This window comes from Proteus sp. CA142267 (assembly GCF_003336825.1).
GTDB lineage: Bacteria > Pseudomonadota > Gammaproteobacteria > Enterobacterales > Enterobacteriaceae > Proteus > Proteus terrae.
The window spans coordinates 88885-101114 of record NZ_QPMG01000006.1; the positions used below are offsets into that span (position 1 = coordinate 88885).

The 12230-nt window shown below is 39.3% G+C and carries 12 protein-coding genes; 5 read left to right on the forward strand and 7 right to left on the reverse strand.

Translation table 11 applies throughout. From position 1 onward, the window contains the following. Positions 1 to 61 precede the first annotated feature (61 nt). The gene (locus tag C0T34_RS11515; RefSeq protein WP_075673608.1) at positions 62 to 313 is read right to left on the reverse strand and encodes a YdgH/BhsA/McbA-like domain containing protein; all 252 of its coding nucleotides are present in this window, start codon (positions 311 to 313) and stop codon (positions 62 to 64) included. Positions 314 to 600: 287 nt separating this feature from the next. On the opposite strand from C0T34_RS11515, the gene C0T34_RS11520 reads away from it, so the two are divergent. After that, complete coding sequence (locus C0T34_RS11520) at positions 601 to 891, forward strand: GIY-YIG nuclease family protein (protein WP_098941343.1); 291 nt, start codon at positions 601 to 603, stop codon at positions 889 to 891. Between the two features lie 2 nt (positions 892 to 893). Here C0T34_RS11520 and C0T34_RS11525 read toward each other — a convergent pair whose 3' ends face one another. Next, a complete protein-coding gene (locus C0T34_RS11525) occupies positions 894 to 1400 on the reverse strand; it encodes an N-acetyltransferase (RefSeq protein ID WP_075673610.1) in 507 nt (168 codons plus the stop codon). After that, positions 1394 to 1927 carry an SCP2 domain-containing protein gene (locus C0T34_RS11530; protein ID WP_006535669.1) on the reverse strand — a complete coding sequence of 178 codons (534 nt, stop codon included), beginning with the start codon at positions 1925 to 1927 and terminating at the stop codon, positions 1394 to 1396. Before C0T34_RS11530 ends, C0T34_RS11525 begins: the two co-directional genes overlap by 7 nt. A 216-nt stretch (positions 1928 to 2143) precedes the next feature. On the opposite strand from C0T34_RS11530, the gene C0T34_RS11535 reads away from it, so the two are divergent. Beyond that, positions 2144 to 3139 carry a peptidase U32 family protein gene (locus C0T34_RS11535; protein WP_109850202.1) on the forward strand — a complete coding sequence of 332 codons (996 nt, stop codon included), beginning with the start codon at positions 2144 to 2146 and terminating at the stop codon, positions 3137 to 3139. Positions 3140 to 3152: 13 nt separating this feature from the next. Next, positions 3153 to 4031 (forward strand): U32 family peptidase, encoded by an 879-nt coding sequence (locus C0T34_RS11540; protein WP_098941344.1) that lies wholly within the window; start codon positions 3153 to 3155, stop codon positions 4029 to 4031. A 52-nt stretch (positions 4032 to 4083) separates the two neighbouring features. On the opposite strand, the gene C0T34_RS11545 is transcribed toward C0T34_RS11540, so the two are convergent. From C0T34_RS11545 to C0T34_RS11555, 3 genes are read right to left on the reverse strand one after another with little or no spacing between them, the layout of a single operon-like run. Next, entirely contained in the window at positions 4084 to 5247 is a 1164-nt protein-coding gene (locus C0T34_RS11545) for an ABC transporter permease (protein WP_098941345.1), read from the reverse strand. Further along, on the reverse strand, positions 5247 to 6392 hold the full coding sequence (locus tag C0T34_RS11550; RefSeq protein WP_098941346.1) for an ABC transporter permease: 1146 nt from the start codon (positions 6390 to 6392) through the stop codon (positions 5247 to 5249). The genes C0T34_RS11545 and C0T34_RS11550 overlap by 1 nt, the downstream gene beginning before the upstream one ends. A gap of 9 nt (positions 6393 to 6401) precedes the next feature. Continuing rightward, on the reverse strand, positions 6402 to 7373 hold the full coding sequence (locus tag C0T34_RS11555) for an efflux RND transporter periplasmic adaptor subunit (protein ID WP_098941347.1): 972 nt from the start codon (positions 7371 to 7373) through the stop codon (positions 6402 to 6404). A gap of 234 nt (positions 7374 to 7607) precedes the next feature. On the opposite strand from C0T34_RS11555, the gene C0T34_RS11560 reads away from it, so the two are divergent. Both C0T34_RS11560 and btsR read left to right on the forward strand, forming a co-directional pair. Then, entirely contained in the window at positions 7608 to 9311 is a 1704-nt protein-coding gene (locus C0T34_RS11560) for a sensor histidine kinase (protein ID WP_098941348.1), read from the forward strand. A gap of 2 nt (positions 9312 to 9313) precedes the next feature. Then, entirely contained in the window at positions 9314 to 10030 is a 717-nt protein-coding gene (btsR, locus tag C0T34_RS11565; protein ID WP_023583566.1) for a two-component system response regulator BtsR, read from the forward strand. A 187-nt stretch (positions 10031 to 10217) separates the two neighbouring features. Here the strand turns inward: btsR and C0T34_RS11570 are convergent, their stop codons facing one another. Continuing rightward, on the reverse strand, positions 10218 to 12101 hold the full coding sequence (locus C0T34_RS11570) for a DEAD/DEAH family ATP-dependent RNA helicase (protein WP_098941349.1): 1884 nt from the start codon (positions 12099 to 12101) through the stop codon (positions 10218 to 10220). Between the last annotated feature and the right edge of the window lie 129 nt (positions 12102 to 12230).

A 12230-nucleotide genomic window follows, 5' to 3' on the forward strand; every position in this document is an offset into this window, starting at 1 on the left:
CCAAAACGAGCGTCTTACCGCGTGTCTCTTATTACAGGTTATTTATCGGGAATAGTTAAAATTAACGATAAATTTCAGCATTTACAGTGAGGTAATCATCACCTGTAGCGCCAACAACTTTAAAGCCTTTTGCACCTTCATCTTTTGCAATTTGGGCAATCTTAGTTGTTAAACCATCTAAAGTATCGCTACCTGTGATTGTGATATACTCACCATTCACCGAAGGACTTTTTGATACGCTATCAGATGCGATTGAACCGAATGAAATAGCACTTAAAGCTAATGTAGCAGCGATTAATGTAGATTTTTTCATAATAAACTCCAAATAAATTCTAATTTTGCTAGGTATCGCGGAGTGTCTCTCTGTGATGTGGATCATATTATGCGCTTTAGTTTAAATTTAAAATTAGCAATAATTGCTTTTCATTTTCAAAAAAATTGAATGTCATTTTTTAAATGATAGGATTTACTGTCACAAATATTTCACAACATATTGATATATCTAATAGATTTCATTTTGGTAAAACGATAAATTACTCACTTAAAAAATTAAGAAATATTATTTATCAAAAGAGAAAGTAGCACGAAAAGGAAAAAATGATGACGGAGACAATGTGGTCACTCTATATTGTTAGAAATCGTCTCGGTTCTCTTTATACAGGGATCACGACAAATGTTGAGAGACGTTTTCAACAACATCAGAATGGAACGGGTGCTAAAGCACTGAAAGGTAAAGGCCCTTTATTACTGGAATTTTATTGTCAGGTAGGGAATAGACAACGAGCTTCTCAACTTGAATACCAATTAAAGCAGTTGAAAAAGACGCAAAAAGAAAAGCTGATCATTGACCAGCCTTCAGACATTGCACTGTATTTAATACAGGATAAATAAATTTAGCTAAATTGATCGAACAATGGTGAATAGTTGACTAAACCATGAATATCATCAACATTGCCATTTTCTAACGCATAAAGCTGAAAAGCCTCTTCTGTATCAGGCCATTTGCAATGTAAACCCTGTGACTTAGCTGGGATAAAACCGGATTTTTGATAATATTCAGGCTCCCCCAACACCACAACGGCACCGTAACCAAATTCATTTAGGCTATCTAGCCCTTCATTAATCAGTTGACGTCCAATACCTTGGTTTTGGAAATCAGGAGCAACAGCAAGTGGTGCAAGCCCTACCCACTGGCAATCTTTTCCATCAATATCAACAGGTGTAAAACCGATATAGCCAATCAATTGGCCTTCATCACTAATTGCCACCATGCCTAATGTTAACAACCCTTCTTCACGTAAATGCCCGACTAAATCAGCTTCACTACCTGTCGGAAACGCTTGGCGTAAAAGGTTATCAATTGCAGGAATATCAACGGGAATTTCAACACGTATTAGCATGAAGTTGAGCTCAGTTCATGGCTGTGCAGAGTGTCTTCTTTTTCTTCTTGAAGCCCACTTTTTACAAACTCAGCCAGTTGTAATAAACCAAAACGCAACACAGATGGCATTGAGTCTAATTCAATTGCATCCATCAGGTTCTTAACATATAACCCGAGTTCTGTATCACCTTCAATTTGTAGACGACGTTGGAAAAATAAGGTGTCAGGATCTTCTTTGCGAGCAGCAATTAAAATAAGATCATTAGCATTTCCGCTAAAGCTGACATCTTCTTTTTCTAAGCGACTGACCACTAATTTATCATCACGAACACTGATAAACCACTGTAAATGTAAGTCTCTTATCTCAACTTTTAGCCATTTATCTTCTAAAAAGTGTAAATCACCTTCAGCTAACGACTCACGAAACTGCCAACTTAAAAACTGTTCTAATATGTCGCGTTGCAAAGCAAATGGGGTAACTTGTAAAGGGTAACGTAAAAAACGAGGCCCTTCTTTAACCAAATGGGTACGAATTTTGTTAAACACGTTCGGACTCCTATAAATAAAATTACGGGCTATTGTGCCAGATATAGACAGATATTCTGCGATCCTATATCAATATTCGGTTAATCCGTTGTTCACATTTTGAGTTCTTTGATTTTACTTAAGCAAAAAACAGAGTTCTCTGCCCTAAATCAAAACCTTTTTTTATCTTGCTCATTACAATTTCTGATCATTCTTAATTTCTAAAGGGAAGTGAAGATGGAATTACTGTGCCCAGCGGGTAATTTACCTGCCTTAAAAGCGGCCATAGATAATGGCGCGGATGCCGTTTATATCGGTTTAAAAGATGATACTAATGCAAGACATTTTGCGGGTTTGAATTTCACAGAAAAGAAGTTACAAGAAGCGGTTAATTATGTTCACCGCCACCAGCGAAAATTGCATATTGCAATAAACACCTTTGCTCACCCTGATGGATTTGAACGCTGGCAAAAAGCGGTTGATATGGCAGCATCTTTAGGTGCTGATGCTCTTATTTTGGCGGATATCGCCATGTTAGAGTACGCCGCAGAGCGTTATCCTCATATTGAGCGCCATGTTTCAGTGCAAGCTTCTGCAACCAATACACAAGCGATTGAATTTTATCAACGTAACTTTGATGTGGATCGTATTGTTCTTCCTCGAGTTCTATCTATTCATCAAGTAAAACAATTAGCACAAACTAGTCCAGTACCTTTAGAAGTTTTTGCCTTTGGTAGCTTATGTATTATGGCTGAAGGTCGATGCTATCTCTCTTCTTATTTAACTGGTGAATCCCCTAATACCGTGGGTGCTTGCTCCCCTGCTCGTTTTGTACGTTGGCAACAGACACCGCAAGGAATGGAATCTCGCCTTAATGACGTACTTATCGACCGCTATTCACCTAATGAGAATGCAGGTTATCCAACATTGTGCAAAGGACGCTATTTTGTTGATGATCACTGTTATCACGCATTAGAAGAGCCTACGAGCCTCAATACTCTTTCACTATTACCAGAGTTAATGGCGATGAACATCGCATCCGTCAAAATTGAAGGTCGTCAACGTAGTCCTGCTTATGTTACTGAAGTTGCAAGGGTTTGGCGTGCAGCTATCGATCAATGCAAAAAAGATCCTCAAGGCTTTAGTACTAACCCTCGTTGGATGAACGCATTAGGAAAAATTTCAGAAGGGACACAAACGACATTGGGTGCTTATCACCGTAAATGGCAATAATAAGGATAAGAAAATGAAATATGCATTAGGCTCTGTACTTTATTATTGGCAAAAAGAAGCACTTGAAGCGTTCTATGAAAAAGCAAAACATAGTGATGCTGATATTATTTATCTAGGTGAAACAGTTTGTAGTAAACGCCGTGAAACCAAACCTCAAGATTGGATTAATCTCGCCAAAGAAGTTGCTAAATGCGGTAAGCAAGTGGTTCTTTCTACCTTAGCGTTATTACAAGCACCTTCTGAATTAAAAGAAATTGCTAAGTTAGTTGATAACGGTGAATTTTTAGTTGAAGCACATGATTTTGGTGTGATCAATATGCTTTACGAGCGTCATCTTCCTTTTGTGGCAGGTCACGGGCTTAACTGCTACAACGCTTATGCACTACGCTTGTTACATAAACAAGGAATGATGCGTTGGTGTATGCCTGTTGAGCTTTCTCGCGAATGGTTAAGCAACCTTCTAACTCAATGTGAAACATTAGGTATTAGAGATAAGTTCGAGGTTGAAGTCCTGGCTTATGGGCATCTTCCTTTGGCTTATTCAGCGCGCTGTTTTACCGCTCGTTCTGAAAATCGCTCTAAAGATGATTGTGAAACCTGTTGCCAAAAATACCCTCAAGGCCGTGAAGTACGCTCACAAGAAAATCAGCAAGTATTTGTTCTTAATGGTATTCAAACACAAAGTGGCTATTGTTATAACTTGGGTAATGATCAAACATCAATGGCAGGTTTAGTGGATATTATCCGCTTATCTCCTGAATCTGATGCTATTTTTGATACCTTGCAACAATTTCGCCAAAATGAGCAAGGTCAACAGCCACTGACAACAACTCATCACCATGACTGTAATGGCTATTGGCGCAAGTTAGCAGGGTTGGAGTTAGTGGAATAAAAATATTTTAGCACTTCATAATATGATTAAATAAAAAGCTCGTACGGGCTTTTTATTTTGACTCACCGCGATGATGTAACCAATGTTTAAATTGGTGCGTAATATGCCTTAACTCACCATTACGTAACATACCCACCAGCACGCCTAACACAGTGTAAATCACGCCTAAAACCAGCATCATCACAATATCACCCAATATGCTTTGGAATGATAATCCCATTTGATTTATACCAGCCATGGCATTTACTGCCCATGTAGAAGGTAGTGCGGATGAGATTGCAAATACCCAGTCAGGCATCGCTTGTAATGGCCAAATCGTACCAGAAATATAGAATACCGGTGTTGTAACAAATGCCAATGTCAGATAAATCATCTCAACACTGCGTAAGCACTCTGTAATTAACTTGCCAAGACCTAATACAGCCAATAGGAATGGGAAAGTGAGCATCCATACTTGGTAAAGGGGAGCTTCTTGGCGATAGCCTAATACCCAAGGCCATAATGCAAAGAATACAGCAGATAAAAATAACCAAATAGGAATAAGTGCAGATAACGCCCCTAAATAAACCGCTAATGGTGGCTTTCCTTTTGGCGTACTTCTCACAGCAATACTGACACGGACACAAGCAATTAAGAGCGAGTGTTGTAATAACATGACTAATAAGCCCGGGAAAATAATTGCAGCAAAACTTACTCCTGGGTTATACATCGCTATGGTTTCACCCTGAATAGGCTTTAGTAAAATCTTAGATTGTTCAACACTAAAACCCGCATTCTGTAAAATGCGCCCATTATAAGAATCCAATAACTGTTGATAAGCCAACATCAATTCTTGCTGAATTTGTCCGCTGGCAAGGCGGTTTGTAGCATCACCAAAGACCGGAACAGTGACATCTTTACCATTCAATAATTTCTTCTCAAAATCGGTTGGAATGATAATGATGGCAAAGAGTTCACGCATAATCATATCGTGACGAGCTTCATCTAAATTATCATAGTTATTAATACTTAATTTAGGTGTCGAGTTTAATGCCCGAATAAGTGAATAGCTTGCAGGGCTATGATCTTGATTAATCACTGCCACAGGTAAATCCCATAGAACTGGTTTGGCATACACCAAACTCATAATACATAGGGAAACGATAAGTAGCATCCACATCGGTTTTTCTAACATACCCAGTAGAACGCGCTTAAAAGTTTGGAAATACATCTGCATCATGCAACACCTACCTGTAATTCCAATCGTTTAAAAATACGCTTGCGAACTAAGAAGGCGATAGCAAAAGGATAAATCAGCAAAAGCGAACAAACATATAAAATACCTTGGAGTGATACTTCTCTTAAGAAGATATCAAACATGGCATTTAAGGCGTGAGTTAATGGCTCTAAATTAGAAATAATCTGAGCAGGTAAGATCATCGAAAGTTCAGGTACAGCCATACCCGAGAATGCCAATGCAATACTTACCAACATACCTATCATACTGTATGCCGTTATCGCACTATTGGTAAACGCAAAGAGCAACAACCCTACACTTTGAGCTGCAATAATATAGAAGAACCCCACCAACGCCATATATAGCGGATTACCATTCACCTTCGCCCCTGAAAAATGTACTAATGCTGCCAATTCAACAATTAACAAGGTTAAGAAAAACAAGGTGTAAGGGGTGAGTTTACCAATAAGGGCAAATGTGAAAGGCTTAATATTCAATAGCATATTACCACGTGATAACGAATAAATCGTACAAGTCACGACAAATAGTTGGAGCATATGAATAGTAGCTGCAAATTGCTGATAATAAATATAGCTGCCACTGGCATTAAACAAACTGTCATAAGAGAGCGTCACTTTTGCCAATGGAGGAACAGGTTTATTCATTTCTTGAGCTAAAACAGTACGGTATTGCGCATTAAGCTCTGCAATTAATCCACTAAAATCCTGTATTGCATAACTCCCTGCTGCATAGTACAACCCGTTGTAATACATACGTGTAGTAGGTTGCTTTCCTGCTAATACCTTGCTTTCAAAGTGTCGAGGAATAGTGAGTATCGCATAATCTTTTGCGCTACCAAGCCGTTCCATTGCTGTGCGAGGATTGCCATCGAGCGTATTTAATTGTGCATGAGAGCCCGCATTTAAGTCTCTGATCAGTGTTCTTGATAACGGGCTATTATCGTTATTGATCACCGAAACTGGCAAATTCAGCAATGTACCTTCAGAAAAGTTAGCACTAATTAACGTGAACAACATCAATGGGAATAGCCAGCTTAGCCAATGAAAAACGGGGCTACGAACTGCCATATGAGTTTCTCGTGAAAATGCGCTACTAAAGCCACGCCAAGCTGCCTTTACTCTCATTGTTTGTCCTTATTTATCCCAACGCCATAATGCACTCATACCTGGGCGAAGCCCTTCAATTGGCGTCACAGGATACAGTCGGATCTCAAACGTTTTTAAATCGAAATCACCCGTTGCTCTTGTCGCTCTTTTTGTTGCGTAGTCACCCATTGGAGCGATATAGCGAATTTCAGCTTCTACCTCTTTATTACCTAATGCAGGAACCGTGATAGTAATGCGATCACCTTTGCGAATATCCGCTAAGATGTCTTCACGAAGGTTATAAACAAAATAAACATCAGGAATACGAATAAGGGTAGCGAGTGGACTATTGGCATTAAAGAGTTCACCTATCTCCGCAGGAATAGGTCCCACTTCTCCATCTACAGGAGCTTTAACTTGTAGATCGTTTTGTTGGATCTTCAACTCAATAAGTTGTTGTTCTGCCTGTTGCACTGCTGCGGTATATTTATGACGTAATTCAATGCGATCGCCATTTTTGGCTTCATCCAATTCTGCTTGAGCGCCTCTGACACGTTGTGATGCAACATCACGGCTACGGCGCGCATTATCCAACTCTGTTGCTGATACATAACCTTGATTAGCTACCGCACTGATACGCTGATAATCTTTTGCCGCATTTGCAGCTTCGACTTTAGCTTGAGATAAAACAGCTTCTAGATTCCGAATGCTCTCTTCTCTTGTACCATGTAATGACAAATCTAATTGAGCTTGAGCTTGTGCTTTGGCAGCCTCAAGTGCAGCAACTTGCGCATTGAGTTCAGGACTTTCTAATGTGATCATTAATTGCCCTTTTTTGACATCATCACCTCGCTCTATATGGCGTTCAATAACTCGGCCTTTGGCTTTAGAGGCAACAATCACTTCTGGAGCATCGACTTCTCCTTGCAATAATAAATATTGATTATGCGCGCGGAAAAGTACGGCTAATGCAATTAGTATTAGCATTAATAAAATAAGATAAATGGCTCTTTTTTTCATATAACGATTAGACCTTAATAGTGAAGTAGAACACTCACTGACAGAGTTATATTACACAATAACTCAGAATTTCTTTAAGAATTTTGTGCGCTAGATCACTGACGCAAAGGAATATTTTCTTTGATAGTGCGATTAAGTTATTCTTATATCAAACTTTATCGCCTAATTAATATCCCCGTTTTATCTGAACTTTTTATATTGTTCAGATAGAAAAGAGAACGGTACTCAATACTTATGTATGAATTTGATCTTATTTTGCTGTTATTACAGCAAATGTGCGTTTATTTAATTATTGCTTGGTTTTTAAGCAAAACACCGCTATTTACGCCACTTTTACAGGTCACAATAAAACTTCCCCATAAGTTGATGTGCTATGTCATATTCTCCATTTTCTGCATTATGGGTACCTATTTTGGGCTACATATTAATGATTCTATTGCCAATACGCGAGCTATTGGATCCGTATTAGGCGGATTATTAGGAGGCCCTTACGTTGGCTTTCTTGTTGGTTTTACCGGAGGCTTACACCGCTATTCACTCGGTGGTATGACTGCTTTTAGCTGTATGGTATCAACCATTGTCGAGGGATTAATTGGCGGATTAGTTCACCGTTATTACGTAAAACATGGGCAGATGCATCGGATATTTAACCCATGGACAGCAGCTGCGGTTACCTTCTTTGCTGAAATAATACAGATGAGCATCATCTTATTATTGGCACGTCCGTTTAATGAAGCACTTGCTTTAGTTAAAGATATTGCCGCTCCTATGATAGTAGCAAATACCGTTGGCGCTGCGATGTTTATTCGAATATTACAAGATAGACGCGCTATATTTGAAAAATATACCAGTGCATTCTCAGCACAAGCATTAAAAATCGCTGTCTGTACTGAAGGTATTTTACGTAAAGGATTTAACCAAGATAATAGTACCCGTGTAGCAAAAGTGATTTATCAGGAATTAAGAGTCAGTGCGGTTGCCATTACAGATAGAGAAAAGCTACTCGCCTTTATTGGCATCGGCGCTGATCATCATTTACCGGGTACACCTATTTCATCAGATCAATCAAAACAAGCCATTAATAATAATGAAGTTGTTTATGCTGATGGTAATGAAACGCCCTATCGTTGTACGCTTTCCCCTCATTGCAAACTAGGTTCAACCTTAGTTATTCCGTTAAGAGGTGAAAATAATCAAGTCATTGGAACAATAAAACTTTATGAGGCTAAAAATCGCCTATTTAGTTCTATTAATCGTACCTTAGGTGAAGGCATCGCAAGTCTATTATCTGCACAAATTCTAGCTGGGCAATATGAGCGAAATAAGCAATCGCTTTTAGAATCAGAGATTAAACTCTTACATGCTCAGGTTAACCCTCACTTTCTTTTTAATGCACTAAATACATTACAAGCAGTTATTCGCCGTGATAGCGAGCAAGCAAAGCAACTCGTGCAATTTCTCTCTGCTTTCTTTCGTAAAAATTTAAAAAGACCAGAAGCAGTTGTGACATTAAGTGACGAAATCGAACATGTAAACGCCTATCTGCAAATCGAGAAAGCGCGTTTTCAGGAACGTTTGCAAATTGATGTTCAAATTCCTGAAAGCTTAGCGAATGCACGCTTACCGGCTTTTTCTCTTCAACCGATGGTCGAGAATGCAATTAAACATGGAACGTCACAGTTATTAGACACAGGAAAGATTACAATTAGAGCACATCAAGAGCATCATTTAATCATTATCGAAATTTGTGATAATGCCGGGCTTTACCGTCCTCAATGCCCATCGCATCAATTAGGTTTAGGCATGAGACTAGTAGATAAGCGATTAAAATTACGCTATGGCGAGCTTTATGGTGTTTTAGTTGAATGCCAAGCCGATGAATATACAAAGGTGAAAATTTGCTTACCTCTAGAAAAAAGCATGGATAACGTTACATAACAATGAATATATTAATCGTTGATGATGAGCCACTGGCTCGTGAAAATTTACGTTGTTTACTTGAAGTTGAAAAGGATATTCATATTGTTGGTGAATGTAGTAATGCAATTGAAGCAATAGGAGAAATACATCGCAAAAAGCCTGATGTTGTATTTCTTGATATTCAAATGCCTCGCATTACTGGCCTTGAAATGGTCACTATGCTTGATCCTGAACATCGCCCTTATATCGTCTTTTTAACCGCGTTTGAAGAGTATGCGATTCAAGCTTTTGAAGAGCACGCTTTTGATTATTTACTTAAGCCATTAGAGCAAGAGCGTTTAACAAAAACATTAAATCGCCTACGCCAAGGTAATAAGCAAAATATCGATCTCTTAACACCACCTGAAGAGCGTTTAAAATGCATTCCATGTACAGGGCATAGCCGCATTTGGTTAATGCCAATTGATGAGGCTGTATTTGCAACATCAAGGCTTAGTGGTGTCTATGTAACAAATAATCAAGGCCAAGAAGGCTTTACAGAATTGACATTGCGGACTTTAGAAACACGAACACAATTAGTACGTTGCCATCGTCAATATTTAGTGAATATGGATTATGTTAATGAGATTATTTTTGGTGATAATGGACAAGCTGAACTGATATTACATAATAACAGCCAAATTCCTGTTAGCCGCCGCTACCTTAAACCGTTAAAAGAGGCGATTGGCTTAAGTTAATAATAAAATAAATGAGTATTTAGATATTTATAAATATTGGCTTGCATAAGCTTTCCTATTATTGATGAAAATAAGTCGTGATAAATTTCATATCATTAAAATAAGCATAAAAAAACCAGTCAACTTTCGTTGACTGGTTTCAATTTTTTATCATCAACTCAATTTAACATTGAGTGAATGCAAGCTCTTATTGGTTATGAGAGCTGCTACGACGACGAGGAGTACCTTCGTTGTTACGACTACGGAAGTTACCGCGTTCGCCACCACGATCGTTACTACGCTCACCACCGCGGTCATTATTACCACGACGTTGTGGTTGATCACCATTGCTAAAACGACGACCACCTTGTGGCTGACCATCACGACGGCTGTTATTGCGACGCTCACGGAAAGGTTGAGATTGAGCATCACCCACTAATTGCATATTCAGTGGTTTGTTCATAATACGCGTACGTGTGAAATGACTTAATAAGTCAGTTGGCATACCTTTTGGTAATTCGATGGTTGAGTGAGAACCATACAGTTTGATATTACCAATGTAACGGCTGCTGATATCACCTTCGTTTGCAATCGCACCAACGATATGACGAACTTCAACACCATCATCACGACCCACTTCGATACGGTATAAATCCATTTCGCCAGCATCACGACGTTCACGACGAGGAGAACGCTCGCGATCGTTATCACCGCGACGACGATCGTCACGATCGTTAAATTCACGACGAGGACGACGAACTGGATCTGGTGGCAGGATAAGCGCACGCTCACCTTGAGCCATTTTCAGTAATACCGCAGCCAGTGTTTCCATATCCAGTGCTTCTTCACCTTGTGGAGCTAATTTAGGTAACAGAGCACGGTACTGATCAAGATTGCTAGTTTCTAATTGTTGCGCAATTTGCTGTGCAAATTTTTCCTGACGACGTTGGCTGATAAGTTCTGCATTTGGCAGTTCTACTTCAGGAATAGTCATCTTCATTGTACGTTCGATATTGCGCAGTAAACGACGCTCACGGTTATCAACGAATAAAATTGCACGGCCAGCACGACCCGCACGACCTGTACGACCAATACGGTGAACATAAGATTCTGAATCCATTGGGATATCATAGTTCACAACAAGGCTGATACGGTCAACGTCAAGACCACGAGCAGCAACGTCAGTCGCGATTAAAATGTCTAAACGACCATTTTTCAGACGCTCTAATGTTTGCTCACGCAGTGATTGGTTCATATCACCATTTAACGCTGCGCTGTTATAACCATTACGCTCTAAAGCTTCAGCAACTTCTAATGTTGCGTTTTTAGTACGAACGAAAATAATCGCTGCATCAAAATCTTCAGCTTCTAAGAAACGAATTAACGCTTCATTTTTACGTGCGCCGAATGTCATCCAATAGCTTTGGCTAATGTCTGGACGTGTTGTTACGCTACTTTGAATGCGTACTTCTTTCGGATCATTCATGAAACGACGAGTAATACGACGAATAGCTTCTGGCATTGTTGCAGAGAACAGTGCTGTTTGGTGTTCTGCTGGGATCTTACTTAAAATGTTTTCAACATCTTCAATAAAGCCCATACGTAACATTTCATCAGCTTCATCTAATACTAAACCTTTCAGTTTAGATAAATCTAATGTGCCACGGTTTAAATGGTCTAATAAACGACCAGGTGTACCCACAACAACTTGTGGTCCTTGGCGTAACGCACGTAATTGAACGTCGTAACGCTGACCACCATACAGTGCAACAACATTTACTTTTGGTAAATGCTTAGAGAAATCTTCAATTGCTTCAGCAACCTGAACCGCAAGTTCACGAGTCGGTGCTAAAACTAAAATTTGTGGTGCTTTTAATGATTCATCAAGATTGTGCAATAGTGGCAGGCTAAATGCGGCAGTTTTACCACTACCTGTCTGTGCCATACCTAAAACATCATTGCCGTTTAAAAGGAAAGGAATACATTGTTGCTGAATTGGAGAAGGCTTCTCGTAGCCTAAGTCATTCAGTGCAGTCAAAATAGGTGCTGATAAACCTAGATCAGCAAAAGTCATATCGGTTTCAGTAGTCATGTCACTGTGCCTCATTCATTATGGCAGCCAGTTGACATAACATACCGCATGGTTTGTCGGTCTTTATCATCTAAAATGTGAACTGGCTCAAATTATATTATTAAACGAACAAACAAGCCCTCATCCTAT

Bases quoted from the DNA above. Each gene is read 5' to 3' on its own strand.
- C0T34_RS11525 (WP_075673610.1), bottom strand. From the start codon at position 1,400: ATGCTAATACGTGTTGAAATTCCCGTTGATATTCCTGCAATTGATAAC.
- C0T34_RS11540 (WP_098941344.1), top strand. From the start codon at position 3,153: ATGAAATATGCATTAGGCTCTGTACTTTATTATTGGCAAAAAGAAGCA.
- C0T34_RS11520 (WP_098941343.1), top strand. From the start codon at position 601: ATGACGGAGACAATGTGGTCACTCTATATTGTTAGAAATCGTCTCGGT.
- C0T34_RS11570 (WP_098941349.1), bottom strand. From the start codon at position 12,101: ATGACTACTGAAACCGATATGACTTTTGCTGATCTAGGTTTATCAGCA.
- btsR (WP_023583566.1), top strand. From the start codon at position 9,314: ATGAATATATTAATCGTTGATGATGAGCCACTGGCTCGTGAAAATTTA.
- C0T34_RS11550 (WP_098941346.1), bottom strand. From the start codon at position 6,392: ATGAGAGTAAAGGCAGCTTGGCGTGGCTTTAGTAGCGCATTTTCACGA.
- C0T34_RS11555 (WP_098941347.1), bottom strand. From the start codon at position 7,373: ATGAAAAAAAGAGCCATTTATCTTATTTTATTAATGCTAATACTAATT.
- C0T34_RS11545 (WP_098941345.1), bottom strand. From the start codon at position 5,247: ATGCAGATGTATTTCCAAACTTTTAAGCGCGTTCTACTGGGTATGTTA.
- C0T34_RS11515 (WP_075673608.1), bottom strand. From the start codon at position 313: ATGAAAAAATCTACATTAATCGCTGCTACATTAGCTTTAAGTGCTATT.
- C0T34_RS11535 (WP_109850202.1), top strand. From the start codon at position 2,144: ATGGAATTACTGTGCCCAGCGGGTAATTTACCTGCCTTAAAAGCGGCC.
- C0T34_RS11560 (WP_098941348.1), top strand. From the start codon at position 7,608: ATGTATGAATTTGATCTTATTTTGCTGTTATTACAGCAAATGTGCGTT.